This is a genomic window from Mesorhizobium sp. P2_A12 (assembly GCF_056405075.1).
The window spans coordinates 185991-210562 of record NZ_JBFUCU010000009.1 but is presented as its reverse complement, the minus strand read 5'-3'; the positions used below and the strand labels follow the sequence as shown (position 1 = coordinate 210562).

32 protein-coding genes are annotated in these 24572 nt (G+C 62.4%); 15 read left to right on the top strand and 17 right to left on the bottom strand.

Annotated features, from left to right (window positions below):
• Nucleotides 1-47 precede the first annotated feature (47 nt).
• On the bottom strand, nt 48-1466 hold the full coding sequence (locus AC1DZU_RS20740; protein ID WP_477287829.1) for an aminotransferase-like domain-containing protein: 1419 nt from the start codon (nt 1464-1466) through the stop codon (nt 48-50).
• A gap of 93 nt (nt 1467-1559) precedes the next feature.
• Between AC1DZU_RS20740 and AC1DZU_RS20735 the strand changes: the two genes are divergently transcribed.
• Nucleotides 1560-1811 carry a DUF1127 domain-containing protein gene (locus tag AC1DZU_RS20735; RefSeq protein WP_477287827.1) on the top strand — a complete coding sequence of 84 codons (252 nt, stop codon included), beginning with the start codon at nt 1560-1562 and terminating at the stop codon, nt 1809-1811.
• A 36-nt stretch (nt 1812-1847) separates the two neighbouring features.
• Here the strand turns inward: AC1DZU_RS20735 and AC1DZU_RS20730 are convergent, their stop codons facing one another.
• The 8 genes from AC1DZU_RS20730 to purC all read right to left on the bottom strand — a co-directional run bounded on the left by AC1DZU_RS20730 (nt 1848) and on the right by purC (nt 6264).
• On the bottom strand, nt 1848-2489 hold the full coding sequence (locus AC1DZU_RS20730; RefSeq protein WP_477287825.1) for a Pr6Pr family membrane protein: 642 nt from the start codon (nt 2487-2489) through the stop codon (nt 1848-1850).
• Nucleotides 2490-2492: 3 nt separating this feature from the next.
• Nucleotides 2493-2900, bottom strand: a complete 408-nt coding sequence (locus tag AC1DZU_RS20725; protein ID WP_477287823.1) for a hypothetical protein — start codon at nt 2898-2900, stop codon at nt 2493-2495.
• Nucleotides 2897-3562 (bottom strand): glutathione S-transferase family protein, encoded by a 666-nt coding sequence (locus AC1DZU_RS20720; RefSeq protein ID WP_477287821.1) that lies wholly within the window; start codon nt 3560-3562, stop codon nt 2897-2899. Before AC1DZU_RS20720 ends, AC1DZU_RS20725 begins: the two co-directional genes overlap by 4 nt.
• Before the next feature lie 87 nt (nt 3563-3649).
• Nucleotides 3650-4318: a phosphoribosylformylglycinamidine synthase subunit PurQ gene (purQ, locus tag AC1DZU_RS20715; RefSeq protein WP_477287819.1), complete on the bottom strand. Its 669-nt coding sequence runs from the start codon at nt 4316-4318 to the stop codon at nt 3650-3652.
• Nucleotides 4315-4866, bottom strand: a complete 552-nt coding sequence (locus AC1DZU_RS20710) for an RNA 2'-phosphotransferase (protein ID WP_477287817.1) — start codon at nt 4864-4866, stop codon at nt 4315-4317. The genes purQ and AC1DZU_RS20710 overlap by 4 nt, the downstream gene beginning before the upstream one ends.
• 43 nt (nt 4867-4909) lie before the next feature.
• Entirely contained in the window at nt 4910-5164 is a 255-nt protein-coding gene (locus tag AC1DZU_RS20705) for a hypothetical protein (protein WP_477287815.1), read from the bottom strand.
• 19 nt (nt 5165-5183) lie between these two features.
• A complete protein-coding gene (purS, locus tag AC1DZU_RS20700) occupies nt 5184-5426 on the bottom strand; it encodes a phosphoribosylformylglycinamidine synthase subunit PurS (RefSeq protein ID WP_477287929.1) in 243 nt (80 codons plus the stop codon).
• Between the two features lie 43 nt (nt 5427-5469).
• A complete protein-coding gene (gene purC / locus AC1DZU_RS20695; RefSeq protein ID WP_477287813.1) occupies nt 5470-6264 on the bottom strand; it encodes a phosphoribosylaminoimidazolesuccinocarboxamide synthase in 795 nt (264 codons plus the stop codon).
• A gap of 275 nt (nt 6265-6539) precedes the next feature.
• On the opposite strand from purC, the gene AC1DZU_RS20690 reads away from it, so the two are divergent.
• Nucleotides 6540-6860 carry a DUF1476 domain-containing protein gene (locus AC1DZU_RS20690; protein ID WP_477287811.1) on the top strand — a complete coding sequence of 107 codons (321 nt, stop codon included), beginning with the start codon at nt 6540-6542 and terminating at the stop codon, nt 6858-6860.
• A 107-nt stretch (nt 6861-6967) separates the two neighbouring features.
• A complete protein-coding gene (locus AC1DZU_RS20685) occupies nt 6968-7741 on the top strand; it encodes an HpcH/HpaI aldolase family protein (RefSeq protein ID WP_111542506.1) in 774 nt (257 codons plus the stop codon).
• Nucleotides 7742-7747: 6 nt separating this feature from the next.
• Here the strand turns inward: AC1DZU_RS20685 and AC1DZU_RS20680 are convergent, their stop codons facing one another.
• Nucleotides 7748-8302, bottom strand: a complete 555-nt coding sequence (locus AC1DZU_RS20680) for an RBBP9/YdeN family alpha/beta hydrolase (RefSeq protein ID WP_477287927.1) — start codon at nt 8300-8302, stop codon at nt 7748-7750.
• Nucleotides 8303-8541: 239 nt separating this feature from the next.
• On the opposite strand from AC1DZU_RS20680, the gene AC1DZU_RS20675 reads away from it, so the two are divergent.
• Nucleotides 8542-9354, top strand: a complete 813-nt coding sequence (locus AC1DZU_RS20675) for a VOC family protein (RefSeq protein WP_477287808.1) — start codon at nt 8542-8544, stop codon at nt 9352-9354.
• 55 nt (nt 9355-9409) lie between these two features.
• On the opposite strand, the gene purB is transcribed toward AC1DZU_RS20675, so the two are convergent.
• The 3 genes from purB to AC1DZU_RS20660 are packed head-to-tail and all read right to left on the bottom strand — an operon-like array spanning nt 9410 to nt 12024.
• Nucleotides 9410-10717, bottom strand: a complete 1308-nt coding sequence (gene purB, locus AC1DZU_RS20670; RefSeq protein ID WP_184870743.1) for an adenylosuccinate lyase — start codon at nt 10715-10717, stop codon at nt 9410-9412.
• Between the two features lie 60 nt (nt 10718-10777).
• Entirely contained in the window at nt 10778-11263 is a 486-nt protein-coding gene (locus AC1DZU_RS20665) for a hypothetical protein (protein WP_477287806.1), read from the bottom strand.
• A 35-nt stretch (nt 11264-11298) separates the two neighbouring features.
• On the bottom strand, nt 11299-12024 hold the full coding sequence (locus tag AC1DZU_RS20660) for a DUF2259 domain-containing protein (protein ID WP_477287804.1): 726 nt from the start codon (nt 12022-12024) through the stop codon (nt 11299-11301).
• A gap of 236 nt (nt 12025-12260) precedes the next feature.
• Here AC1DZU_RS20660 and AC1DZU_RS20655 point away from each other — a divergent pair, with 236 nt between their 5' ends.
• A complete protein-coding gene (locus AC1DZU_RS20655; protein ID WP_184870741.1) occupies nt 12261-12515 on the top strand; it encodes a DUF2171 domain-containing protein in 255 nt (84 codons plus the stop codon).
• Nucleotides 12516-12524: 9 nt separating this feature from the next.
• On the opposite strand, the gene AC1DZU_RS20650 is transcribed toward AC1DZU_RS20655, so the two are convergent.
• Nucleotides 12525-13550 (bottom strand): P1 family peptidase, encoded by a 1026-nt coding sequence (locus AC1DZU_RS20650; protein WP_477287802.1) that lies wholly within the window; start codon nt 13548-13550, stop codon nt 12525-12527.
• A complete protein-coding gene (locus tag AC1DZU_RS20645; protein ID WP_477287800.1) occupies nt 13550-14623 on the bottom strand; it encodes a branched-chain amino acid ABC transporter substrate-binding protein in 1074 nt (357 codons plus the stop codon). Before AC1DZU_RS20645 ends, AC1DZU_RS20650 begins: the two co-directional genes overlap by 1 nt.
• A 180-nt stretch (nt 14624-14803) precedes the next feature.
• On the opposite strand from AC1DZU_RS20645, the gene AC1DZU_RS20640 reads away from it, so the two are divergent.
• From AC1DZU_RS20640 to AC1DZU_RS20605, 8 genes are all read left to right on the top strand, one after another.
• Complete coding sequence (locus AC1DZU_RS20640) at nt 14804-15331, top strand: flavin reductase (RefSeq protein ID WP_477287798.1); 528 nt, start codon at nt 14804-14806, stop codon at nt 15329-15331.
• Nucleotides 15328-16257 carry an AAA family ATPase gene (locus AC1DZU_RS20635; protein ID WP_477287796.1) on the top strand — a complete coding sequence of 310 codons (930 nt, stop codon included), beginning with the start codon at nt 15328-15330 and terminating at the stop codon, nt 16255-16257. Before AC1DZU_RS20640 ends, AC1DZU_RS20635 begins: the two co-directional genes overlap by 4 nt.
• Nucleotides 16258-16260: 3 nt before the next feature.
• Nucleotides 16261-17505, top strand: coding sequence for a vWA domain-containing protein (locus AC1DZU_RS20630; RefSeq protein WP_477287794.1), 1245 nt, complete (start codon nt 16261-16263; stop codon nt 17503-17505).
• 69 nt (nt 17506-17574) lie between these two features.
• Nucleotides 17575-17970 carry a RidA family protein gene (locus tag AC1DZU_RS20625; RefSeq protein WP_477287792.1) on the top strand — a complete coding sequence of 132 codons (396 nt, stop codon included), beginning with the start codon at nt 17575-17577 and terminating at the stop codon, nt 17968-17970.
• A gap of 94 nt (nt 17971-18064) precedes the next feature.
• Nucleotides 18065-18403, top strand: a complete 339-nt coding sequence (locus tag AC1DZU_RS20620) for an XdhC family protein (protein ID WP_477287790.1) — start codon at nt 18065-18067, stop codon at nt 18401-18403.
• 5 nt (nt 18404-18408) lie between these two features.
• Nucleotides 18409-19113: an XdhC family protein gene (locus AC1DZU_RS20615; RefSeq protein ID WP_477287788.1), complete on the top strand. Its 705-nt coding sequence runs from the start codon at nt 18409-18411 to the stop codon at nt 19111-19113.
• The gene (locus AC1DZU_RS20610; protein ID WP_477287787.1) at nt 19110-20720 is read left to right on the top strand and encodes an NTP transferase domain-containing protein; all 1611 of its coding nucleotides are present in this window, start codon (nt 19110-19112) and stop codon (nt 20718-20720) included. The genes AC1DZU_RS20615 and AC1DZU_RS20610 overlap by 4 nt, the downstream gene beginning before the upstream one ends.
• Nucleotides 20721-20753: 33 nt before the next feature.
• Complete coding sequence (locus AC1DZU_RS20605; RefSeq protein ID WP_477287925.1) at nt 20754-21650, top strand: alpha/beta hydrolase family protein; 897 nt, start codon at nt 20754-20756, stop codon at nt 21648-21650.
• A gap of 28 nt (nt 21651-21678) precedes the next feature.
• Here the strand turns inward: AC1DZU_RS20605 and AC1DZU_RS20600 are convergent, their stop codons facing one another.
• Nucleotides 21679-22731: a DUF1176 domain-containing protein gene (locus tag AC1DZU_RS20600; RefSeq protein WP_477287785.1), complete on the bottom strand. Its 1053-nt coding sequence runs from the start codon at nt 22729-22731 to the stop codon at nt 21679-21681.
• Nucleotides 22732-22871: 140 nt separating this feature from the next.
• On the opposite strand from AC1DZU_RS20600, the gene AC1DZU_RS20595 reads away from it, so the two are divergent.
• Entirely contained in the window at nt 22872-23378 is a 507-nt protein-coding gene (locus AC1DZU_RS20595) for a DUF1993 domain-containing protein (protein ID WP_477287783.1), read from the top strand.
• Between the two features lie 58 nt (nt 23379-23436).
• Here AC1DZU_RS20595 and AC1DZU_RS20590 read toward each other — a convergent pair whose 3' ends face one another.
• On the bottom strand, nt 23437-23601 hold the full coding sequence (locus AC1DZU_RS20590) for a hypothetical protein (protein WP_023810361.1): 165 nt from the start codon (nt 23599-23601) through the stop codon (nt 23437-23439).
• Nucleotides 23602-23997: 396 nt separating this feature from the next.
• Here AC1DZU_RS20590 and AC1DZU_RS20585 point away from each other — a divergent pair, with 396 nt between their 5' ends.
• The gene (locus AC1DZU_RS20585; protein ID WP_477287923.1) at nt 23998-24486 is read left to right on the top strand and encodes a hypothetical protein; all 489 of its coding nucleotides are present in this window, start codon (nt 23998-24000) and stop codon (nt 24484-24486) included.
• Nucleotides 24487-24572 lie beyond the last annotated feature (86 nt).

Below are 24572 nucleotides of genomic sequence, written 5' to 3'. Positions count from 1 at the left end.
GCAATCCCGAGCAGGCACCGATCCCTCGCGCCAAGGCGCCTTATGGCTCAGGAGAAGCTGTCGTAGCCGGCGCGGCCCTCATCGAGAAGCCGCCGGATCACGGCGACGCCTTCGGCGATGTCCTTGCGTTGTCTTGGCTGTGAAACGCCGAAGCGGACGCCGTGGAAAACCTGCTCGGAGCGGCCGGCCTTGAACTCGTCCTCGTCGTCGATCAGAACCCCATGTTCGAGACAGGCATTCTTGAAGGTGCCGGAAAGCCAGGGGTCGGGCAGGGTCAGCCAGACAAACGGAACCTTTTCGTGTGACTTGAACGCGAATCCGGCCAGCGTCTCGCGCACGATGGCAATCCGGGCGCCGATTTCGGTGATACTGCGTTTGCGTATCTCGTCCGCCTGGCCGGACAGCACCAGCCTTGTATTCACCTCCGCCAGCAGGAAAGGCATGCCACCGGTCATCATCTTGTGGGCGACGCGGATGCGATGGCGATAGGCGGGTGGGCAGGACAGCCAGCCGCCGCGCACACCCGCCGCGACCGATTTCGACAGGCCGCCAGCGACAATGGTGCGTTCGGGCGCATATTCGGCCAGCAGCGGCGTCGGATCATCGGTCAGGTTGCCGTAGAGATCGTCCTCGATGAGAACGACATTGTATTCGCGTGCGACACGCGCGATCGCCTCGCGGCGCGCCGCCGACAAGGTCACCAGCGTGGGATTCTGCGCCGTTGGCATCAGGAAGATCATCCTGGGATGCTTCTGCGCGCAGACGCGCTCGAAATCGGCCGGGTCGATGCCCTGGTCATCCGACGCCACCAGAGCGGTGCGCCGGCCGATCAGACCGGCGCTGCGGGAAATCTGCGAGTAGGTGAGGTGCTCGAAGGCGACATAATCGCCGGGCGTTGTCAGCGCTGCGATCGCCGCCATCACAGCGGCATGTGTGCCCAGCGTTGGAACGATGGCGTCGGCGTTTGGGCGAAACGAATTGCGCGACAGCCAGCGGGCGCCGGCTTCGTACCAGCGGTCCGGAAAATCCCGCGTGTAGCTTGAAATCTCATGCGGATAATCCTGCGCCGCGCGCGTCAGGACATCGGCGACTATGGCGCCCTGGCCGATGTCGGGCGCGGCGGTGCTGTCGAAACGCAGCTTGCCGCGCGGCGCATCAATATAGCGTGTGCCTTCGCCGGTGACGTCTGGGGCCAGCGAGCTCGGCCTCGCATCATCGCCGCGCTGGCCGAGCACATAGGTTCCACGCCCGACTTCGCCGCTCACCAGCCCGCGTTCGCGCAGCAATTGATAGGCCCGGCCGACCGTGCCGACGGTGGTGCCGATGTCGTAGGCGAGGTCGCGTTGTGGCGGCAGCTTTGCCCCGGCGTCGATCACCCCCCGGTCGATGTCCGTTTCGATGGAATCCGCAAGCCGTTGATACAGCGGCCCGGAGCCGGCGGTGAGATCTGGAAGCCAATTTGTCATGGTGACAATTTTCTATATTGCACCGAATTGTGAGTCAATACATATCAGTCACGCGCCAAAAAGGGTGCAATTTGGAACTCTGGTAGAAAGAAAATGAATACAATCGCGACAATCAGCCATTCGAGAGCCGAGTTATCGGGTCAATCGACACGCCCATCGGGCCGGCGCGGCTTTGCCGGCCGTCTGGTGCATGTGGTCCGGTCGCTGGCGAAATGGATCGACCATCTGCTGGAACGCCGGCGCAGCCGGCTGGTATTGCTTGAGATGACCGATGATCAGCTCAAGGATATCGGTGTGTCGCGCTGCGACGCCCACCGCGAGGCCATCAGACCGTTCTGGGACTGACCATGATCCCAAGACGCGGGATCGGAGTCCGCACAACTAGCGGACGCTGGATGTTCTGATTCGTGCAACGCCGTGGTCGACAAGGATTGCGATCACGCACAGCACCAGAAAAAGCCCGGTGATGGCCGCCGCCGAGATGGCGACGCTGGCTGCGCCGTTCTTGGCGACGTCGAGGAAAGGGTAGGGCACCTCGCCGGCAAACGGCGCCCGCGCCAGCGCATAGATCAGATAGGCCACGGGATAGAGCATCCACCAGGAGATGTCGCCCCACCGCGTCCTGCCGTCAGCGCCTGCGACCAGCCACCACAGCACGAACAGCACCGGCGTCACATAGTGTAGCAGGACGTCGCAGAGCAGGAACAGACCCTGTGGCTGCCAGAGCTGCGCCAGAACCGTCGCATAGATGATGAACACCAGAGTGATCGAAATGGCGATGCCGGCGCGTATCCGGAATCCCGCGAAGGCAGGCAGCCACGCGTAGCCGGTGGACGACAGCAGCGAGGTGTGGACCAGCACCGCGCCGATATTGGTCAGAATGGTGAAGAAGCTGAAAAGGAAGACGACGGAGCCGAGCAGGCTGCGGCCGGCCTCCATCGACGCCGGAATGCTGATGCCGAACTGCAGGACAAGTCCGGCCAGACCGATGACCAGACCCGCGATCTGCAGGAACCGGCTCATTGCCTATGCGGCTGCCGCGCAGGAGGGATTGCCCGCCTGCCAGCGCGCGATGTCCGAACCGATGCGCGCACCGAGCGGGCCGTCGATCAGCGGTCCAAACGCGTCGACGCGGCTCGAATTGCCTTGCGCCTGCACGACCAGCAGTGGTTTGCCGCCATAGTGCTTGGCCGGAACCAGCAGGAAACGCGGCGTGCCGCTGTACGAATTCAGCTCGTTGGCCATCTGGTATTGCTTGAAGGCCGGGTCCTTGCTTGCGATCCAGCATTTGTGGGCAGCGATTGCCACCTGTTCCATGGCCAGCAACGAGGCACTTTTGCCCGAGGGGACGGGCGCGCTTTTCGGGCTCGACTGGCAGGACGCCAGCGCGAAGCCCGCTGCGGCGACCAGCGCGATCGTCTTGCTGTTGATCAAGCGGCACCCATCTCAAGTTCGGACAGGAAGATCTTCAAACCGTCGTTCATTTCGCCCCACACCCGCGACAATGCCGGATGCTGCGAGGCGATCTGTTCGTAGGCATCGAATTTGGGGTAGGCGTCGAGCAGGTCGTGGCGCCCTGTCATGGCCCGGAACTGGTTGAAGATGAACCGCGTCGGCGTCAGCCAGGCATCGGCCAAACTGATGTCGTCGCCGAGAGCGAAGGGGCCTTGCGCCATGCGTGCCTCGATCGCCGCCAGTCCGTGGCGCAGGCGGGCGAACTGGGCGTCGATCTCGGCATTGTTCCGCTTCGGCACGAAATGCAGTTCGAAAAGCTTCATCGTCGGGGTCAGCACGTCGAGATCGGTGATGCGGGCGAACATGCGCACCAGCGCGCGGTCCTTGGAATCAGGCGGCAGCAATGCCGGTTCCGGAAAGCGTTCCTCGAGATATTCGGCGATGACCACCGATTCGACGATCGTTTCACCCGAGCCGGTGATCAGTACCGGAATCCGGTTGAGCGGCGAAATGGCGCGGAACTCTTCCGGGATCGGAAAGCCGGGCGGCGGCGCGATGATCTTGAGCGGCACATCCTTGATGTAGGCCAGTGCCCGCACGATCGACGAATAGGGCGACAACGGTCGCGAATAGAGTTTCATGACCGTCTCTCTCCCCAATGATACGGACTTGCCCCAATGAAGAGACAGGAATGTCCGGCAGTTTTCAAGGCGTTCGCCTTTATGATGTCAGGCAGCAATGCCAAGCGCGCTCTCGAACAGCGCCCGGCCGTCGCTGCCGCCGTGGGCTGCTTCGATCAGGTTTTCCGGGTGCGGCATCAAGCCGAGCACATTGCCGCGTTCGTTGATGATGCCGGCAATGTCGTTGATCGAGCCGTTGGGGTTGGTGCCGTCGGCATAGCGGAACACCACTTGGCCTTCGCCTTCGAGGCGGGCAAGCGTGTCGGCGTCGGCAAAATAGTTGCCGTCATGATGCGCCACCGGCGAGCGGATGATCTGGCCCGGCTGGTACCGGCGGGTGAACATGGTGTTGGCGTTGGTGATCTGCAGCTTGACCTGCCGGCAGACGAATTTGAGCGAGGTGTTGCGCATCAGCGCCCCCGGCAGTAGCCCGGCCTCGACCAGGATCTGGAAGCCGTTGCAGACGCCGATGACCATGACGCCCTTGGCGGCCTGTTCGGCAACCGCCCGCATCACCGGCATGCGCGCGGCAATCGCGCCGCAGCGCAGATAGTCGCCGAAGGAAAAACCGCCGGGAATGGCGATCAGGTCGACATCCGGGATTTCGGTGTCGGTCTGCCAGACGGTGACCGGTGGTTTTCCTGAAATCTTGGTCAGCGCCGCGATCATGTCACGGTCGCGGTTGAGGCCAGGCAGAAGGACGACGGCGGATTTCATGGCAATTCCCGTTCGAGCATCTGAACCAGATACCGGGGTGAAACGTGGTTGGTCAACCAGACGCCGTTGTCGGAGAGAAAGAATAACGCCCCGTCCTTCGTCATGGTTGCCGAGTCGACCTTCAGGATAACACTTTTTCCATTACGACGACGTGCGACGATCAGAGCCGTTTCGACGTCCTTTGACAAGTGAACATGCTGGCGTGACTGGCTGGTGAGGCCCTCGCCGAGAATGCTGAGGAGAAACTCTTCCTTGGTGCCGTGGTAGAGGATATCGGGCGGCACGGATGGCGACAGACCGAGATCGACATCGACACTGTGGCCCTGCACGGCGCGGATGCGATTGCCGTCGATGGCAAAGCGCTTTTTCGGATTCTCGTCGACGATGCGCGCAACGTCGGCGACCGATGCGCCGAACTTCGACTGGATGACCGCGCAGAGCGCGCCAAAATCGGTCCAGCCATTCTCGTCGAGCGACAATCCCGCCTCATGCGGCGCGTGCCGCAGGACCAGGCTCATGAATTTTGAAATCTGTGTGTCGTTCGGCATCGCAACAAGGCACGGGTTTCAGATCGCGATGGCCAAACTTGTATCACTTCGGCTCATAAGGCTTCTGGGCTTCGGCTAATTCGCGCAGGTCGAGACGCCGTTCGATATGTTCCAGTCGATCATCCTGACGAGCAAGCACGCCGTAGATGTTCTTCACGTCACTCTCAGTGGCTATCAGATGACCGCGGATGGAGCCAAGCTCGGATTTTACCTCTCCAAGGGTCAAATCCATCCTGTCCAACCGCGACTGAATCGACTTGAGGACTTCAAAGATCAGGCTTCCATCGATCTCGGCCACCAGTCCCTCCGGTACAACCTTAGGTAATGGCTACACTGTAGTTCTCAATCACCGTATTCGCCAGCAGCTTGTCGCACATGGCCTTCAGGTCGGCTTCGGCCTTGGCCTTGTCGGTCTCCGAGAGTTCGACGTCGAACACCTTGCCCTGCCGCACCGCGCCAACGCCGCCGAAACCCAGTCCGGACAGCGCGTGTTCGATTGCCTTGCCTTGCGGGTCGAGCACGCCGTTCTTGAGGGTGACGGTAATGCGGGCCTTGATCACGCTGGACATGCTCCTGTTCTCAAAATCGGGACGCAAGCCGCTATCAGTGCGGCTTGCCTTTGACGCCTTCGGTCGAGGCGACAAGCACAGGGCCAGAGGGGCGCGGCGGCTCGTTCTCGTTCATGATGCCGAGGCGGCGGGCAACTTCCTGGTAGGCTTCGACGAGGCCGCCCATATCACGGCGGAAACGGTCCTTGTCGAGCTTGTCGTGCGTCGCCACGTCCCACAGACGGCATGAATCCGGCGAAATCTCGTCGGCGACGACGATGCGCATCATGTCGCCTTCGAACAGGCGGCCGCATTCGATCTTGAAATCGACGAGCTGGATGCCGACGCCCATGAACAGGCCGGAGAGGAAGTCGTTGACGCGAATGGCGAGCGCCATGACGTCGTCGATTTCCTGCGGGCTCGCCCAGCCGAACGCGGTGATGTGCTCTTCCGACACCATTGGATCGTCAAGCGCGTCGGCCTTGTAATAGAATTCGATGATCGAGCGCGGCAAAACCGTGCCTTCCTCGATGCCGAGGCGCTTGGACAGCGAACCGGCGGCGACATTGCGCACCACCACTTCGAGCGGAATGATCTCGACTTCCTTGATCAGCTGCTCGCGCATGTTGAGCCGGCGGATGAAGTGGGTCGGGATGCCCATCCGGTTGAGATGGTTGAAGATGTGCTCGGAAATACGGTTGTTGAGCACGCCCTTGCCGTCGACGACTTCATGTTTCTTCTTGTTGAACGCGGTTGCGTCGTCCTTGAAGAACTGGATGAGCGTACCCGGCTCGGGTCCCTCATAGAGGATCTTGGCCTTGCCTTCATAAATGCGGCGGCGATTTTTCATCTGATTTTTTCTCTGGGGTTCCGGACAGGCGGCAATCGACCATTTCCTGTCCGTCTGCCTGAAATAGTGCGGCTACGGTAGGGTTCAATGCCGGGTCTATCCCAATCACATCATTTGCTCAATCGGCAAATCCTTCCAATCAACCGCTTTCGGGACTGAAATGCCGCAGCGCAGCATTCAACGAAGCGTATTGACCGGCTCGCGACCTTTTGGTTTGTGCTTCCCCAACACATATACGTCGTCACCAGCGAATCGATTTCCATCGGAGGGATGCCATGAGCAGCATGAAGGATCGCGAAGAGGGGTTTGAACGCAAATTCGCATTCGACGAGGAACTTCGGTTCAAGGCCTCGGCGCGCCGCAACAAGGCGCTCGGCCTGTGGGCCGCCGAAAAGCTTGGAAAGTCGGGTGCCGATGCCGACGACTATGCCAAGCAAGTTGTCGTCGCCGACATCGAGGAAGCAGGCGATCACGACGTGTTCCGCAAGATCCGCAAGGATTTCGACGACGCCGGTGTCGACCAGTCGGACCACCAGATCCGCCGCACCATGGACGAGCTGATGGCGCAGGCCATAGAGCAGATCAAGAACACCTGATCCGACCACGCGCTGGACCAATCGACCGCCCGACCTATCCGGGCGGTTTTTCTTTGCCTTGCAGCGGTTTCCGGCTGAAACTGCGATCCTTAACAAGGAAAGAGTAGATGTCCCTTAAGTCCCGCCTTGCAGCCGATGAAACGCTGTTCACCGCATGGTCCGGCGTGCCGGATGCCCTGACTGTCGAGATCGTCGCCAAGCAGGGCTTCGATGCCGTCACCCTCGACATGCAGCATGGCGGCCATCATGAGGACAGCGTGCTGCGCGGTCTGGTGCCGGTGCTCGCCGCAAACAAGCCGGCGCTGGTGCGCATTCCGGTCGGCCGCTTCGACATGGCAAGCCGAGCGCTCGACTTCGGCGCCGAGGCTGTCATTGCGCCGATGGTGAACTCGGTGGCCGATGCAAAACTGTTCGCCGCCGCCATGAAATACCCGCCGCTCGGCGAGCGGTCGTGGGGCCCGACCTATGCCTTTCCGCGCCATGGCAAGGGCGACCAGGCCGAATGGCTGCGCGACACCAATCAGCGCACCATGGCCTTCGCCATGGTCGAGACGCGTGCTGCTCTCGATGCTCTCGACGGCATCCTCGACACGCCGGGCATCGACGGCATCTTCCTCGGCCCGTCGGATTTCTCGATCGCCTGGAGCAACGGCGCGACCATCAATTCGACGCTGGAAAGCATGATGGAAACGGTGGCGTCGGTCGCCGAGCGCACCCGCAAGGCGGGAAAACATGCGGCGATCTATGTTGTCGAGCCGGCAATTGCTGGTCGCGTCGTCTCGATGGGCTATCGGCTGCTGGCCATGGGCTCGGAGCACGCGCTGATCGGGCTCGGCGCAAAAACCCTGTTGAAGAGTGTCAGGGATTCGATCGGCGCCTGAGCAAGTTCAGGGTTTCAGATCCGTCAGGAATTTGGCGAAGGTCATCGAGCCCTCGGGCCACGGACCAAAGCCGGAATCCGCGTTGAGGTGACCGGTCTCGCCGGCGTCGATGAACAGCGAGCCCCAGGCGCCGGCAATGTCCTCGGCGACATCGAAGGCGCAGAACGGATCGTTGCGGCTGGCGATCACGATCGAAGGAAAGGGCAGCGGCTCGCGCGGATAGGGACCGAAGGTCATCAGGTGCCGGGGTTTGATCCCGGGGTTGGCGACGTCGGGCGGCGCCACGAAGAAGGCGCCGGCGACCGGCTTCTGGAACTGCGGCATGGCCTGCACTGCCGCGGCCACACCCAGGGAATGCGCGACGATGACGACCGGCCGCTCGGCCTCGTTGACCGCCTTGGCCACGCTCGCCGTCCAGTCATCGCGCACTGGTTTGGACCACTCCGCCTGCTCGACGCGGCGCGCCGTCGACAGCTTCGACTGCCAGCGGCTCTGCCAATGGTCCGGGCCGGAATTGGTGTAGCCCGGCACGATGAGAATATCTGCTTCTTTGACCTTCATGGCGCTGAAATAGCGAGCGGCGTCGCTTCGTGCAACGGCCATGAATCGCGCTCTTGATCACAAATAGTGAACACGATGTTCGCTTCTTCAAGTCTTGTGTGAACGATGCCGATGGACGATTTGTCGTCAGGAGAGAGAAACAGCCGTGTGCGGGGTCCCATGCGCGGCGTACAATGATTGGCGGCGCGGGGCTCTTTGTCTTGGAGGTTTCACCGCAGGCCGGCCGAACGGAGAATTTGATGAGCGAATTGCCTTTTGCCGCCACGACACCCGTCAGCGTTGCCCGCGTCGGGCTGAAGGCGCGCGACGCCGAAAGTCTTGCCGCCTATTATCGCAACGTCGTCGGCCTGCAGGAACTGAGCCGCGCCGATGGCGCGATCACGCTCGGGGCCGGCAACCGTCCGTTGCTGGTCATCGAGGCGGATGCGGCGGCAAAGCCGGATGATCCGCAAAGTGCGGGCCTGTTCCACACCGCTTTCCTGTTGCCCAGCCGCGCCGATCTCGGCCGCTGGATCAACCATGCCATCGCCGACAAGATCGCCATCGAGGGGGCCTCCGACCATCTGGTCAGCGAAGCGCTCTACCTGACCGATCCCGAAGGCAACGGCATCGAGATCTACGCCGACCGCCGTCCGCACGACTGGAAGTGGAATGGCGACAAGATTGCCATGGCGACCGAGCGGCTGAACATTCCGTCTATTGTTGCCGAGGTGCCGGCGGGTGACGCCGGTTGGCAGGGCGCGCCGGAAAACAGCATTGTCGGCCATGTCCACCTGCGTGTCGGCAGGCCGGAAGACGCCGAAGCCTGGTGGAACCAGGAATTCGGCTTCGACACGGTGGCGAAATATGGTGGCCAGGCGGTGTTCCTGTCGTCGGGCGGCTATCACCACCACATCGGCGCCAATGCCTGGCGCAGCCCCGGCGCCGGCCGCCGCGATCCGAGCCGGTCGGGTCTGGCCTGGGTCGAGATGCGTTCGGACAATGTAACCAGCCCGGTAACCCGCGAAGACCCGTGGGGGACTGTGATCAACACCGTTCCCGGCAAGGCCTGATTGCCATTTGGAGAGCGTCTTCTCCCCATAGTGACGGGGAGAAGGAAAGCTCGCCTCAGGCTTCCCCGAACACCCGCTTGAAGATCGTGTCGACATGCTTGGTGTGGTAGCCGAGGTCGAATTTCTCGCGGATTTCGGCTTCCGGCAGGGCAGCGGTCACCTCTTTGTCGGCCAATAGTTCTTCAAGAAAATCAGCGCCTTGCTCCCACACCTTCATGGCGTTGCGCTGCACCAGCCGGTAGGAGTCTTCTCGCGACAGGCCGGCCTGCGTCAGCGCCAGCATGACGCGCTGCGAATGCACGAGGCCGCGGAACTTGTTCATGTTCTTCAGCATGTTGTCGGGGTAGACGAGCAGCTTGTCGACGACGCTTGTCAGCCGCGACAGGGCGAAATCCAGCGTCACCGTGGCGTCCGGACCGATCATGCGCTCGACCGAGGAGTGCGAAATGTCGCGCTCGTGCCAGAGCGCCACATTCTCCATCGCCGGCAGCGCCATGGAACGCACCATGCGGGCTAAGCCGGTGAGGTTTTCGGTCAGCACCGGATTGCGCTTGTGCGGCATCGCCGACGAGCCCTTTTGACCCGGCGAAAAATACTCTTCCGCCTCCAGCACTTCGGTGCGCTGCAGATGCCGGATCTCGATCGACAGCCGCTCGATCGACGAGGCGATGACGCCGAGCGTGGCGAAAAACATGGCGTGGCGGTCGCGCGGAATCACCTGCGTCGACACCGGTTCCGGCTTCAGCCCGAGCTTTGCCGCCACATGTTCCTCTACATAGGGCTCAATGTTGGCAAAGGTGCCGACCGCGCCCGAAATGGCGCAGGTGGCGATGTCTTCCCGCGCGTGCACCAGCCGCTCGCGGCAGCGCGAGAACTCGGCATAGGCCTGCGCCAGCTTGATGCCGAAGGTTGTCGGCTCGGCATGGATGCCATGGCTGCGGCCGATGGTGACGGTGTCCTTGTGCTCGAAGGCACGGCGCTTGAGTGCGGCAAGCAGGCCATCGATGTCGGCGAGCAGGATGTCGCTGGCCCGGGTAAGCTGCACGGCAAAGCAGGTGTCGAGAACGTCCGATGAGGTCATGCCCTGGTGGATGAAGCGGGCGTCAGGTCCGACGAATTCAGCAAGATGAGTGAGGAAGGCGATAACGTCATGCTTGGTGACGCGCTCGATCTCGTCGATCGCTTCCACGTTGAATTTTGCAGCACTGCCCTTTTCCCAGATGGTTTTTGCCGCTTCCTTGGGGATGACACCGAGTTCGGCCAGCGCATCGCACGCATAAGCTTCGATCTCGAACCAGATGCGGAACCGGGTTTCGGGCGACCAGATGGCGACCATTTCCGGCCGGGAATAACGAGGGATCATCGGTCAGTCCTGACTTGTCGAGGAGTTTTGCCCGCGTCCTAACAGAGGTGGGCAAAATGCTCAACGCCGCTGCCGCGCAAACCAGACGCTCGCGGCAAACAAGGCGGCGAAACCGAGTGGAAAATAGTGCCGGATGCCCAGCACTGCGAACTGGTAAAGCGCAATCAAGATCGTGAAGACGAACTGGATGGCCCAGTTGCGGGTGAAAGCCGGTGCGTGCCACTCGGCATAGTAGGAGCGGTATTGCAAGGCGTACAGCCCGCCCGTCAGGCCGATGGTCGCGCCGAGCAGGCACACGAACGCCGCTGCGAACGCAACCTCCCAGCGCCTGCTGAGCGAGACCAGCCGCGCCGCGAACAGGCCAAGCGGAAAGGCAAGTGCTCCGCCGCAGGCATAGAGCAGCGACACGGTGACGATTTTTTCAGGCGTCTCCCAGTCATCCAAAAGCAGGGTGACGAGCGCGCTGGCGCCCATCGCCACCGCCCACAACAAGGCGCCGAAAAGCGCTGTACGCGGCGCCGGTATGGCGCGGCGAAGGCGGCTCATGGCACGATTGCGCCTAGCGGATTGCACAAGCAGTGTCACAGGCGGCCGGTCACTGCGATCCAGCGAAAGTTCGGCCCCTCGAAGCCGTATTGGCGCACGGCGATCAACACCGCGTAACCGCTGAGACTGTCCATTGAAAACGTCTGCACCGCGCCGATCCGGTAGCCGTTCGGACACCCCCGGCTCTTTGGGATCGACTTGTCCTCGTGCAACAGCTTGGTCGTGCCGCCATCCTGCGCCTCGATACGCAGCAGCCGGAAGCCGTTGATCTCGCCCTGGCTCTCGCAGCCTTCGGTGTTGTTAATGCCGATCTCGTCGAGCCGGAATTCAAGCGGCTGGTCGACCGGCGAAAAGATCGGGCGTGGGTTGACCGCCATCCGGTGCGGATCGGCCGAAAGCTCGGTCACCGGGTTGAAGCCCGCGGTGATGCCCCTGTTCGCCGTCAACTCAGCCTGTTTGACGATCGCTTCGCCTTTTTGCCGGGCCTCGAGACGGGCGGCTTCGAGCGTGGCATTCTCATCGTCGATCCGGACCCTGATCGGCGTTCCCTTGAGAAAGCTGTCGTCGTTCGTGTCGATATAATAACGGTTGGCATAAGGGAATCCCGAGCCGTCCTGGACGCCATATTCCTCGAAGGCGAAGACGCCGCCGTCCTTGGTGAAGCCGAGGATTTCAAGCTCGGCAACATCGCCGGCATGGGCGGCGATGGACGTTGCAAATTGTGCAAGCAGGGCAACGACAAACAGGAAGAGCAGTCGCATCGGTTTTCACTCCGGCAGCCGTGATCGTTTCAATCCCCTAAAGCGCGTCGCGTTTGAACGGATTCAAGCGACGCGCTTTAGTTTTTTGTTTCTATGCATGTCGTTCTCTCAGAACCGGGGCCACTTCTGAGCGACATGCATTAGCACGACAGAATCAAAACGTCGTGCAGTCCGAGAGCCGATGCATCCAATCGGCCGGTCATTTGTTATTGTCGGCAATCCAATGGAGAACCACCATGACCGACACGAGCAAAATTCGTGAGCATATGGAAGTCATCGGCGCCGATGGCGTGCATGTCGGCACCGTCGACAAGGTTGACGGGAAGCGGATCAAGCTGACCAAGGCCGACAGCGGCGAGGGCGCTCACAAGGGCCATCACCACTACATTTCCCTGGCTCTGGTTGCCGAGGTCGACGGCAAGAAGGTGTGGCTGTCGGCGAATTCCGATGTCGCGGTGACCTTCGAGGAAGAAAAGTCCGATCCCGTCTGATCGGCTGCTTCAGCCCAAGCGCGACGACCAGACCGGAAACAGGTCGTCATCGGCAGGCGTCGCGGCAAACACACCGCGGCTGATGGCGCGCGCCATCGTGGCGCCGGCCGCGGCATAAAGGTCGATCGCCGCGTCGGCCGCAAGCTCGACACCACTGGTACCCGTCGCCAGCGCAAACACCAGGTCGCCGTCGGCCGGCGTGTGCGTCGGCCAGATGGCGCGCACGAACCCGTCATGCGCTGCTATCGCCAGTCGTTTTGCGGCGGCCTTGGTGAGAACCGCGTCCGTGGCAATAACGGCGATGGTGGTGTTGCCACCGGTCTCCATCTGCCTGCCGACATGCTTGTCGCGGTATTTCAACAGGATCCGTTTCGCGTCGTCAGGCATCGGCGAAGGATAGCCAAGTCCGCCAAATTCGTCGCCGATTTCGAAGGGTGCTGCCCAGAAATGACGGGTTCGGCTGACGGTCACCGAGCCGGTCGGATTGACGGCGGCCAGCGCACCGATGGCGATGCCATTGTCGAGCAGCGTCGAGGCCGAGCCGAGGCCGCCCTTCAACCCGGAGGTGAGTGCACCGGTGCCGGCGCCGATCGTGCCGAGCGGGAAATCGATAGTGGCGGCTTGCGCTGCTTCATAGCCGAGGTCGCGGTAGGGTGGATAACGGCCCCAATCCTTGTCGCCGCCATTGCGCAGGTCGAACAGGATCGCCGCCGGCACGATCGGCACGCGAAAGCCACCGACTTCGAGCCCGATGCCGCGCTCGCGCAGCGCCGCCTGCACGCCGGATGCCGCATCGAGACCGAAAGCCGAACCGCCTGAAAGCACCACCGCGTGGACCGCCTCGACCGAATTGTGCGGCTCGAGCAGATCGGTCTCGCGGGTGCCCGGCGCACCGCCCAGGATCTGGACGCCGGCAACCGCCGGCTCGTCGCAAAGGATGGTCGTGACACCGGACTTCAGCCTGGCGTCGGAAGCGTTGCCGACCCGCAGGCCGGCAACATCGGTGATCAGATTGCGCGGGCCGGTGCGAAACATCAGTTGCTTTCCAAGGGCGCAAAACGCGTGCCGTCGAAGCGGAAGACGCGGTACGGGCTTTGGCTGAGGTCGCCTTTCGCGTCAAAGCGGACCGGCCCGATCGCGGTGGTGAAATCGTGCCCGGTCAGCGCGTCGGCCAGCGGCTTGCCCGAAGTTTCAGACAGGCCTGATGCTGCCTTGGCGATCTCGACCGCTGCGTAGGCCGGCAGTGTGTAGCCGTCCGGCACGATCCTCCGTGCGGAGAAGCTTTCCAGCACTTTTGGATCGGCGATATCGGCCCATTCAGGCGGTGCGATCATCAGCGTGCCCGTCGCATAGGGCACATCGCCGGGCGGCGTGCGCAGATTTTCGCCCCCGGCGAACACGATACCGGCAGAGAGTTGCGCCGCGTCACGGCCCATGATGGCGACATCGTCGCCGTCGCCGCCCGCAAAGACATGCGTCGCGCCGGCCTTCTTCAGCCGGCCGACCAGGCCGATCTGGTTGTCGAGCTGCGGCCGGAACGTATCGACGAAAACCGGCTTCAGCGCCGCCTGTTCGGCGGCCGCCCGAAACGTCTCGGCCATTTCGCGGCCATAGATGGTGCCGTCATCGATGATGGCGAACAGTTCGTCCTGCCACAGGCGGGTGAGGCTGGCGGCGACCGCATTGCGCTCATCGTCGCCGCGTGGCCCGAGGCGATAGACTGGCCAGCCGGTCTTGGCGCGCCGGTCGGTCAGGCTTTCGGTTCGCACGCCAACGGTGATGACCGGAATGTTGGCGTCTTTCAGGATCGGCATCGCCGCCTCGATCGCGTCGGTGCAGAGGAAGCCGACCACGATGCTGACCTTGGCCGCCACGAATTCCCTGGCTGCGGCAGCACCGCCATCGGCGGTACAGACGTCATCGATGGTTTTGAGTTCGATGCCATTCGCTTCGGCTGCGAGACTGGTGCCGGCGTCGATCTGCTTGCCGAGGATGGCTGATGGTCCGGACAAGGGCGCAGCCACGCCCACCAGCAGCGTCTGCGCGCTGGCAAAGCCGGCCATGAACAGCCAGGCCAGTGCAGCAGATATCGTTACCCCGGGGCGCATTCTGGTGATGAATTCCTCCCAACTGGCGACGTCTCGCAGGCGCCAATTCCCGCCAAGACCTAAAGGCTGGCCGGCCTTGGTGCAACACGCGAATTTCACGATATGGGCCAAGCACTTCGCTTGTGGCATGTCGTATCTCGCCATATATAGCGGTAGGTTTCTGGCTGTGGACAATTTCCGGTGCTGAAGAAGAATGACATTGGGCCGCAGGCCTATCGCGACGCGATGAGCCATTTTGCCGGCCACGTTCATGTGGTCACCACTGATGGGCCGGCGGGCAAGCGCGGCGCGACGGTGATCGCGGCCTGTTCGGTGTCGGACACGCCGCCGACGATTCTCGTCTGCCTCAACCGCGAAAATCCCAAGAATGAGCCGTTCGTGAAAAACGGCAGATTTGCGCTGAACACGCTGGCTTCGCATCAGGAGCCGCTCTCGATCGGCTTTTCCGGCACCACCGGCCTGCCGGTCGAGGAGCGTTTCGCGCTCGGCGAGTGGGACGTTATTTCGACCGGCGCGCCGACGCTGAAGGGCGCGCTCGCGGTGTTCGACTGCGAGCTGATCGACACCAAGGACCTGGCCACGCATCGTGTGCTTTTTGGCAAGGTGACAGGTCTGCGCATGGGCGATAATTTGCGGCCGCTGATCTATCACGCCCGCGGCTACCATGTTCTGGACAGCGGGGCGGCGGCGTTCACGGAGACAGAATGAACGAGCTGAAACCGCGCGCCGTGCCGCGGACGATCGACGAGACGCTCGATCTGCTGACCGGTGCGGACTATGTGGCCGACCGGTCGCTGGCAACCGTGCTGTTCCTGTCGCTGCGCATGAAACGGCCGCTGTTCCTCGAGGGTGAGGCTGGTGTCGGCAAGACCGAGATCGCCAAGGTGCTGGCGCAAGCACTTGGCCGCCGGTTGATCCGGCTGCAATGCTATGAAGGCCTCGATGTCTCGTCGGCCGTCTATGAGTGGAATTACGCCGCGCAGATGATCGAGATCCGCATGGAGGAGGCGGCCGGCAAGGTCGATCGCACCGACATGGAGCGCAACGTCTTCTCCGAAAAATACCTGATCCGTCGCCCGGTGCTCGATGCGCTGACCGGCAAGACGGGTGCCGCGCCGGTCTTCCTGATCGATGAGCTCGATCGCACCGACGAGGCCTTCGAGGCCTTCCTGCTCGAAATCCTCTCCGATTTCCAGGTGACGGTGCCTGAACTCGGCACGATCAAGGCGGAAGAACCGCCGATCGTCATCATCACCACCAACCGCACCCGCGAGATCCACGACGCGCTGAAGCGGCGCTGTCTCTATCACTGGGTCGACTATCCCAACGCCGAGCGCGAGCTGGAGATCGTGCGCCGAAAGGTGCCGCAGGCCAACCAGCGGCTTTCGGCCGAGGTGGTCTCCTTCATCCAGAAGCTGCGCCAGATCGAGCTGTTCAAGGTGCCGGGCGTCGCCGAGACCATCGACTGGGCCGGCGCGCTGACGGAGCTCGACAAGGTGGCGCTCGATCCGGAAACCGTATCGGACACCATCGGCGTGCTGTTGAAATACCAGGACGACATTGCCCGCATCGAACAAGGCGAAGGCCGGCGCATCCTCAACGAGGTGAAGGCTGAGCTTTCGGCGGCGGAGTAGGCGATGCCGCGCCCCGAGCCGAAAGAGGCGACAGCGGACGGTCGGATTGCCGACAATATCGTCTATTTCGCCCGCACTTTGCGCAAGGCCGGCATGCGGGTCGGACCGGCGTCGGTCAAGGATGCCATCGAGGCAGTGCTCGTCGCCGGCATCGGTTCGCGCGATGATTTCTACTGGACGCTGCATGCCGTGCTGGTGTCGCGGCACGAGGATCACGCCACTTTCGACGAAGTCTTCCGGCTGTTCTGGAAGTCGCGCGAACTGATTGAGAAGATGCTGGCGATGTTCTCGCCGGTGGCGCCCGACACCAGGGAAAAGCAGAAACCGCGCGCCGCCGAAAACCGCGTCAGCCAGGCGATGTTCGAGGGCCATCAGAAGAACCAGCCGACGCAGGAAATCCCGGAAATCGAGGTCGATGCCCGCTTTACTTTTTCCGGCAACGAGGTGCTGCGCGGCAAGGACTTTGCCCAGATGAACGCCGCCGAAATGGTGGATGCCAGGAAGGCGATCGCCCAGTTGCGGCTGCCCTTCGACATGGTGCGGACCCGGCGCTTCAAGGCCGATGCGCATGGCCGCCGCATCGATCCGCGCGCCATGATGCGTTCGGCCGCACGAACCGGCGGCGAATTGATCCTGCCGAAATTCCGCTCACAGCGCGAGGTTCACCCGCCGCTGGTGGTGTTGGCCGACATTTCCGGCTCGATGAGCCAGTACACGCGCATCTTCCTGCACTTCCTGCATGCGCTGACCGAAAAGCGCCGCCGCGTCCACACGTTCGTCTTCGGCACCCGGCTGACCAACCTGACCCGGCAGATGCGCCATCGCGATCCGGATGCCGCACTGGCCGACTGTTCGGCGGCGGTCAAGGACTGGTCGGGCGGCACCCGCATCGGCGATACGCTTGCCGAATTCAACCGGCTGTGGTCGCGCCGCGTGCTGGGTCAGGGAGCGGTGGTGCTTTTGATCACTGACGGGCTGGAGCGCGACGATGTCGCCGGCCTGTCGGAGGAAATGGAGCGGCTGCACAAATCCTGCCGGCGGCTGATCTGGCTCAACCCGTTGCTGCGCTTCGACGGTTTCCAGGCGCGCGCCCGCGGCGTCAAGGCGATGCTGCCGCATGTCGACGAATTCCGCTCGGTACACAATCTCGATGCGCTTGCCGATCTCTGTGCCTCGCTGGACAAGAAATCGGCGCAGTCTGTCGATCCGCGCCGATGGCTGGGCGCTGGCGTCAGGCACGCCGCATAGCCATATGTCTATCCATCGGAAAACAGACTCCCAGAAAAAATTGAAATCACCGCACAGGAGGCCCGATCGATGACGCTCCAAAGCGTCGACCCCAAGGATCTGCCAATTCCGCAGACGTACAGCCAGGTCGTCGTTGCGACAGGGAGCAAGTTGGTGTTCATCTCGGGCCAGGAGCCCGAAGGCCTACATGGTAAGCTTGTTGGCCGGGGTGATCTTGCGACTCAGGCGCGCCAGGTGTTTGCCAATCTCGGCCGAGCACTTGCCGCCGCCGGTGCGGCGCCTACGCAGGTCACCAGGATCACGATCTATGTCGTCAACTACAATCGCGATGAATGCCTGCCGATCATCGAAAAGGCGCGGATAGGGTTGTTCGGAGATCACAAACCAACTGACGTGGTGCTTGGCGTGGCGAGCCTGTCCCCCGACTACCTCATCGAAGTTGACGCATTCGCGGTGATTGATTGACCATGCGTTTGCTACGCGCCAAGTGGATCACGACAAACCCGCTTGCGCGAACTGGCGGTGCCCAGATCATAAACAGACTCCAAGAGAAGCGATCATGGAAAACAGCATTTATCTCGACGAGGCCCGCGATCCGCTGATCATCGCGGAAGGCTGGATGAAGGACGGCAAGGATGTCGCCATCGCCACGGTGGTCGAGACCTGGGGATCGGCGCCTCGCCCCGTGGGCAGCCATCTGGTCATCGACGCCGACGGCAATTTCCACGGCTCGGTCTCTGGCGGCTGCGTCGAAGGCGCGGTGGTTACCGAAGCGATCGATGTGATCGGCACAGGCAAGGCCAGGATGCTCGAGTTCGGTGTTGCCGACGAAACCGCTTGGCAGGTCGGCCTGTCCTGCGGCGGCCGCATCAAGGTCTATGTTGAAAGATTGGGCTGACCTGTATGGACCCGTACGCGCTCAAGATGTTGAACGCCGAACGCCGCGCTCGCCGCGCGGCGATCCTCGTCACCGATCTCGGTGACGGCCGCGACCGTATCGTGCGCGAAGGCGACCAGGTTGCCGGCGATCTCGGCGTTGCTGTCGCCAGGGCGTTTCGATCAGGCAATTCCGGTTCGGTCGAGGCCGAGGGACGGACCTTCTTTCTCAACGCGCATCTGCCGCAGCCGCGGCTGGTTGTCGTCGGCGCTGTGCACATCAGCCAGGCGCTGGCTCCGATGGCCAGGATCGCAGGCTATCCCTTGGAGATCATCGATCCCCGCACCGCCTTTGCCACATCAGACCGCTTTCCCGACGTCACCCTGCATGCCGAATGGCCGGAGGACGTGCTGAAGCGACAGCCGCTCGACAGCTACACGGCGCTTGCCGCTGTCACCCATGATCCGAAGATCGACGATTTTGCGCTGAAGGCGGCGCTCGACGCCAACTGCTTCTATGTCGGCGCGCTTGGCAGCCGCAAAACCCACGCCAAGCGTGCCGAACGCTTGCTGGCGCTTGGCGCGAGCGCCGACCAGATCGCCCGCATTCACGCGCCGATCGGGCTCGACATTGGTGCCGCAAGCCCTGCCGAGATCGCGGTCGCGGTGCTGGCGCAGGTCGTCCATGCCTTCCGCTCGCGCGGTCTGGAAGTGAAAGGCGCGGCAGCGTGAAATTCGGCCCGATTCCGATCGAAGCGGCCGAAGGTGCGGTGCTGGCGCATGCCACCACGGCCGGAGAACGGCGCTTTCGCAAGGCGCACCGGCTGAACGCAGAAGATGTGGCCTTGCTGCGCGGCGCCGGCATTTCCCAGGTCGTTGCGGCCGTGCTGGCCGCCGACGATCTCAGTGAGGACGCCGCCGCGCAGGAAATAGCCGAGAGCATGGCTTTTCGCGGCATCGACGCCCGGCCGGCCGCGACCGGGCGGGTCAATCTCCACGCCGGGTCAGCCGGAATCTTCACCGTCAACGCCGCTGTCATCGACGCCATCAACGCCGTTGATCCCGCCATCACCATCGCCACGTTGGCGCAGCATGCGCCGGTCGAGAAAGGCCAGATGGTCGCGACGGTGAAGATCATTCCCTTCGCGGTCAGCTCTGCGCTGGTCGATGCGGTCACGAAAATCTGCGCCGGCGGGGAAATCTTTGCCGTCAACGCCTATCAGCCGGTGCGTGTCGGCGTCATCCAGACCGTCCTGCCGGGCATCAAGCCGAGCGTGCTCGACAAGACGCTGCGCGTCACCGAAGCGCGGCTGGCGCGCACCGGCGGCAGGCTGACAGCGGAGCGTCGCACCCCGCACGAGATCGCTCCGGTGGCGGAGTGCGCGGCCTTGCTGGCGCGCGACAACGACATGGTGGTGATCTTCGGCGCCTCGGCGATGAGCGATTTCGCCGATGTCATTCCGGCGGCGATCGAGAGGGCGGGTGGTACTGTTATCCGCGCGGGCATGCCGGTCGATCCCGGCAATCTGCTGGTGCTCGGCATGCTCGGCGGCAAGCGTGTCATCGGTGCACCCGGCTGCGCCCGCAGCCCCAAGGAAAATGGCTTCGACTGGGTGCTGGACCGGTTGATCGCCGGCCTTGACGTGACCGCCAAGGATATCGCCGGCATGGGCGTCGGCGGGCTGTTGATGGAAATCCCGACCCGGCCGCAGCCGCGTGAACCGCTGCCGCCCAAAAACAAGCTCAAGGTTGGCATCGTGCTTCTGGCGGCTGGCCGGTCGAGCCGCATGGGCGGGCCGAACAAGCTCTTGGCGCTGTTCGACGGCAAGCCACTGGTGCGCCGCACCGCCGAGCGCGCGCTCGGCTCGAAGGCTTCGGGCACGATTGTCGTCACAGGCCACCAGCGCGAGCGGGTGCAGGCGGCGTTGGCGGGGCTGCATGTGGCTTTCGCCGACAATCCCGATTTCGCCGACGGACTGTCCACCTCGCTAAAGGCCGGCATTGCCTATCTGCCCGAAGACTCCGCCGGCGTGATGATCGTTCTCGGCGACATGCCGGGCGTCTCGTCTGAAGACCTCGACAGGTTGATCGATGCATTCCGCAAGGCCGGCGGCAATTCGGTGGTGCGCGCCTCGCATGATGGCAAGCGCGGCAACCCGGTGCTTTTGCCGCGCTCGCTGTTTCCGGCGATCGCCCATCTGGAAGGCGATACCGGTGCACGCCATCTGGTCGAGGCCGAAGGGCTCGATGTCATCGATGTCGAGATCGGCGCAGGGGCGTCCGTCGATGTCGACACCCGCGAAGCGCTGGAAGGCGCCGGCGGCGTTCTGCAGGATTGACAAACCGAAGCTGAAAAACGCATGCCTGCCGGCATGTCTTTCCGCTTCCGATTTTTCTGTGTCTTTGTAACCGCGACGGCCCTGTTGTCGGGGGCCGCGCAAAGTCAGACGCTGTCGCTAAAACCCTTCAAGGACGATCTCTTCGCCTATCCGGCCGTGCTGTCGTCCGACACCAACGGCGCCTACACGGTCCTCGACTACCACGAACTGCGCGACATCAACCAGCGCGATGAGGTGCCGGAGCGAAGGGTACACGCCCAATACACCGACACCAGCGTGCGCAAGGTGCAGCAGGATCTGCTGCTGAAGACTGATGCCGGCGATGTCAGGCACGTTGCCGTCGGCAAGACCGAGGGCGCCGGCATCATCGTGCTTTACCTGCACGGGCAGGGCGGCAGCCGCAAGCAAGGCGTCGACGACTTCACCTTCGGTGGCAATTTCAACCGGCTCAAGAACCTGATGGCCGGCAATGGCGGCCTCTATCTCAGCCCCGACTTTCCCGATTTCGGCGACAAGGGCGCGGCGCAGGTGGCGGCGCTGATCGATCATTATGCCGAACAATCGCCCAGCGCGAAGATTTTCATCGCCTGTGGCTCGATGGGCGGGTCCTTGTGCTGGAAGCTTGCTGCCCGCAACGACACGGGCCGGCGCATCAACGGCCTGCTGCTGCTCGGCTCGCTATGGGACGAGAGTTTTTTCTCAAGCCCGGCCTTCAGGCGTCATGTCCCGGTCTTCTTCGGCCAGGGCAGCCATGACGTGGTTTTCCCGGTGGAAAAGCAGGAAGCCTTCTTCCGTACCATCATCGCCAAATCGAAAGCCTATCCATATCCGACCCGCTTCGTTCGTTTCGAGACAGGGACCCACGGCACGCCGATCCGCATGACCGACTGGCGCGGCACGCTCAACTGGATGCTGTCGAAGGCACCTTGATCGACGCTGCGGGAAGCCGGGCTAACGCTCAGGGCGCGGTGTTATAGTCGACAACCGTCTGCGGATTCTCCTCGCCGTCATAGGATGCGTCGACGTCGAACTGGACCAGCGAGAAACTGCCATTGCGGAACAGATACGTCCCCGAATCGGATGCATCGCCGACGCCGCGCCACTTGTTGAAGGTGGTGATCGTGTGAGCTTCCTCGTCATAGTCGGAATTGACCGCCCAGCCGGTCGTCTGGAAGCCGACGATGCTCATGCCGAGCAATTTGCCGTCGCTGTCATTGTTCTCGTAGCGGATATCCATCTTGGGTTCGGCGAACTGCAACTGCTGCACGCCCGACACCTCGTCGGTGATGTAGTAGATCGAGCTTTCATTGTAGGCAGCGGCCGAGCAGGAAAAGTGGAACAGCCGCGTTTCCTTGTCGGGATCGCCGGGCGCTGCATCCTTGTCCTTGTATTTGATCGAAAAAACGGTCGGCTCATCGGCCAGGAACTGCTTGTCGCACTGGTCGCCATAAGTCGCCAGGAAGGCCTTCTTGGCCTGCTCCAGTGCCGTGTCCTTCTTCGGAGGTGGCGGCCCGTCGCCGCAGCTTGGCGGCAACGCCTCCTCGAAATCGGCGGTGGAGGGTTTCAGCGCACCTTTTTCGATGTGGATCGGATCGAAGGGCGGCGCGGCCTGGATCTGGGCATTGACCTGGCGCAGCGTATAGCAGCCGGCAAAGACCTTTTCGCCGCCGGTCTTGTCGGTGGCGCGAATGGCGACAGGGACATTGTAGAAAATGCTGCCGGCAGCGCCTTCGTCTGAAACCGCACCGGTCTCGACCTCGACCTTGTCGGTGCCGTCATAGCCCTTGACGAAACTGTCGAAATCCTTTGCCGGCTTTGTATCGCCGAAATAACCCCAGGCGCGAGCGAATTCATGCCGGTTGATGGCGCTGTAAAGTGAGCGGACGACGGCGTCGGCGCTCGATCGATCATCGACATACGGCGCTTCGGGTGTATCGCCGGCGGCCAGTGCCGTTTGACCTTCTGTGGCAAGGGAGAGAAAGGCAGTCGCTGCGAAAAGGGCGCGTCTCATCGGGAATCTCCGCTCGATGGGGAGATTCTACTATGGCGATTGCGGCAACGTGGTGACGTGGCGCTGGTGGTGCTTGAAGAATCGTGCCTGAAGGCGCTACGTCCATCCGCCGGCGTTCCGGCCGGACAAGGAGATTTGACGTGACGATATCGATGTATGAGGCCTCCGTGCCTGTGTTTTCGGAGAGGCTGAAGGCCCTTTCCACCATACTGGCGGCAGCCGAACAGAATGCGCTTGAGCGCAAGATCGACCCGCAGGTGTTTCTGACCTCCAGGCTGGCGCCAGACATGTTTGCGCTGACCAGGCAGGTGCAGATCGCCACCGACCATGCCAAGGGTGCGCCGTCGCGGCTCGCCGGTCGCGAAGTGCCGAGTTACGAGGACAACGAGGCGAGTTTTGCCGATATCCAGGCGCGCATCACGAAGACGCTGGACCTGCTGGCGACATTTTCAGCCGCCGAGTTCGACGGTTCGGACGACAAGGTGATCGAGTTGAAGCTTGGCGGGCGAGAACGCTCGATGCCTGGGCTGCAGTATCTGCTGCATGTGGCCATGCCCAACTTCTATTTCCACCTCACCACCGCTTACGACATCCTTCGCCACAATGGAGTGCCATTGGGCAAGGCGACGTTCCTCGGCGCGCGCTGAGGACTTGAGGTTTCTGAGATGTCCTGGACCGGTCCGGGACATCTCGCGGCGTATATGTCTAGCGAATGGACATTTCGCGGGCGATGCGCGGGAAGTCAGCGGGCTTGATGCCGATGTCGGCGCGGTCGGCATTGCTCATCGAATGAAGCAGCGCGAGCGCCGAGCGATATCTCAGATGTTCCTGCGGCCGCGGCCGGGCGAACATTTCAGTGAAGAAACCCATGATTCAGGCTCCTGGTTGATTCCTCCACGGCTCCCAATATAGGTGAATCGTGACAATTGTGCAGTGCAGCATTTGCATGCCTGCCATGTCCTGGTGATTATTCCGAGCATAGTTTTGCGAGCGGGTGAAACTTTCCCCGATGCGCACCCTAGGCTGGACGCCGGCACATGATCGGCTTTTCCTCGCCACTCCTGGCGAATTCCGGACTGCATGAAAATGCAGTCCGGCTTTTTGTCTTGGGATGGCAGATGCCCGCCGCGAGGTCTAGGCAACGGCTAAATTCGTTAACATCGGTGGCATGCATTTTTAACGAGCCGGTTCTATGGTCTGACGCTTGGATAGTTGAGCAAGGGGGAGGCTAACATCGCTACTGGCGCCAAGCGGGATTTCGCTTCGTTGCTCGACGACCTCTTCGTCGCTTCCGACAAGGGCGACATGATTGAGGGCGACGGGATTGAGGGCGAAGAGTCCGGCGCTCGTCCATCCATCCCGTTCGACTATCTCTCGGTGGCCGATGAACTCCATTCCGGCCGCATCAAGGTTTCGGGCAGCAGCTTTTCAACCGAATATCGCGAGGCCGGCGCCGATCTGGCGACCGAATTCGCCGCCTTGCTCGAGCATGCCAGACTGGCTCTCGCCGGCGAAGAGCTGAAGCCGGAGGAAAGGCTGCCGCCGATCGATCCGGAATCCATTGCCGTCGAACTTGGTCTCAATCAGCCCAAGCAGGTCGCCGATTTTGGCCGTATGCGCCGCAGCTTCGCCTTCGCCAACCATCCGGACCGTGTCGCTCCGCATCTGCGCCAACGCGCCATGATCCGCATGCAGGTGGCCAATATGCTGATCGACGAGGCCAAGCGCCGCGCGCTTGCCGGCGCTCGCCGCTAAACGCCACTGGTTCACCCAAAAGTCAGCCTGGCGAGGCTTGGAGAGCGCCTCTGCTTTCCCTATAGATGCGGCTTCCTTCCCACGCC

What these genes read in the sequence shown, in the direction of transcription:
- purQ (WP_477287819.1), bottom strand. Translation starts at nt 4,318, where the DNA reads ATGAAATCCGCCGTCGTCCTTCTGCCTGGCCTCAACCGCGACCGTGAC.
- AC1DZU_RS20720 (WP_477287821.1), bottom strand. Translation starts at nt 3,562, where the DNA reads ATGAAACTCTATTCGCGACCGTTGTCGCCCTATTCGTCGATCGTGCGG.
- AC1DZU_RS20740 (WP_477287829.1), bottom strand. Translation starts at nt 1,466, where the DNA reads ATGACAAATTGGCTTCCAGATCTCACCGCCGGCTCCGGGCCGCTGTAT.
- AC1DZU_RS20685 (WP_111542506.1), top strand. Translation starts at nt 6,968, where the DNA reads ATGTCCCTTAAGTCCCGCCTTGCAGCCGATGAAACGCTGTTCACCGCA.
- purB (WP_184870743.1), bottom strand. Translation starts at nt 10,717, where the DNA reads ATGATCCCTCGTTATTCCCGGCCGGAAATGGTCGCCATCTGGTCGCCC.
- AC1DZU_RS20690 (WP_477287811.1), top strand. Translation starts at nt 6,540, where the DNA reads ATGAGCAGCATGAAGGATCGCGAAGAGGGGTTTGAACGCAAATTCGCA.
- AC1DZU_RS20735 (WP_477287827.1), top strand. Translation starts at nt 1,560, where the DNA reads ATGAATACAATCGCGACAATCAGCCATTCGAGAGCCGAGTTATCGGGT.
- AC1DZU_RS20660 (WP_477287804.1), bottom strand. Translation starts at nt 12,024, where the DNA reads ATGCGACTGCTCTTCCTGTTTGTCGTTGCCCTGCTTGCACAATTTGCA.
- AC1DZU_RS20730 (WP_477287825.1), bottom strand. Translation starts at nt 2,489, where the DNA reads ATGAGCCGGTTCCTGCAGATCGCGGGTCTGGTCATCGGTCTGGCCGGA.
- AC1DZU_RS20630 (WP_477287794.1), top strand. Translation starts at nt 16,261, where the DNA reads ATGCCGCGCCCCGAGCCGAAAGAGGCGACAGCGGACGGTCGGATTGCC.
- AC1DZU_RS20615 (WP_477287788.1), top strand. Translation starts at nt 18,409, where the DNA reads ATGGACCCGTACGCGCTCAAGATGTTGAACGCCGAACGCCGCGCTCGC.
- AC1DZU_RS20710 (WP_477287817.1), bottom strand. Translation starts at nt 4,866, where the DNA reads ATGCCGAACGACACACAGATTTCAAAATTCATGAGCCTGGTCCTGCGG.
- AC1DZU_RS20600 (WP_477287785.1), bottom strand. Translation starts at nt 22,731, where the DNA reads ATGAGACGCGCCCTTTTCGCAGCGACTGCCTTTCTCTCCCTTGCCACA.
- AC1DZU_RS20665 (WP_477287806.1), bottom strand. Translation starts at nt 11,263, where the DNA reads ATGAGCCGCCTTCGCCGCGCCATACCGGCGCCGCGTACAGCGCTTTTC.
- AC1DZU_RS20650 (WP_477287802.1), bottom strand. Translation starts at nt 13,550, where the DNA reads ATGTTTCGCACCGGCCCGCGCAATCTGATCACCGATGTTGCCGGCCTG.
- AC1DZU_RS20655 (WP_184870741.1), top strand. Translation starts at nt 12,261, where the DNA reads ATGACCGACACGAGCAAAATTCGTGAGCATATGGAAGTCATCGGCGCC.
- AC1DZU_RS20675 (WP_477287808.1), top strand. Translation starts at nt 8,542, where the DNA reads ATGAGCGAATTGCCTTTTGCCGCCACGACACCCGTCAGCGTTGCCCGC.
- purC (WP_477287813.1), bottom strand. Translation starts at nt 6,264, where the DNA reads ATGAAAAATCGCCGCCGCATTTATGAAGGCAAGGCCAAGATCCTCTAT.
- AC1DZU_RS20620 (WP_477287790.1), top strand. Translation starts at nt 18,065, where the DNA reads ATGGAAAACAGCATTTATCTCGACGAGGCCCGCGATCCGCTGATCATC.
- AC1DZU_RS20625 (WP_477287792.1), top strand. Translation starts at nt 17,575, where the DNA reads ATGACGCTCCAAAGCGTCGACCCCAAGGATCTGCCAATTCCGCAGACG.
- AC1DZU_RS20680 (WP_477287927.1), bottom strand. Translation starts at nt 8,302, where the DNA reads ATGAAGGTCAAAGAAGCAGATATTCTCATCGTGCCGGGCTACACCAAT.
- AC1DZU_RS20590 (WP_023810361.1), bottom strand. Translation starts at nt 23,601, where the DNA reads ATGGGTTTCTTCACTGAAATGTTCGCCCGGCCGCGGCCGCAGGAACAT.
- AC1DZU_RS20645 (WP_477287800.1), bottom strand. Translation starts at nt 14,623, where the DNA reads ATGCGCCCCGGGGTAACGATATCTGCTGCACTGGCCTGGCTGTTCATG.
- AC1DZU_RS20635 (WP_477287796.1), top strand. Translation starts at nt 15,328, where the DNA reads ATGAACGAGCTGAAACCGCGCGCCGTGCCGCGGACGATCGACGAGACG.
- AC1DZU_RS20605 (WP_477287925.1), top strand. Translation starts at nt 20,754, where the DNA reads ATGTCTTTCCGCTTCCGATTTTTCTGTGTCTTTGTAACCGCGACGGCC.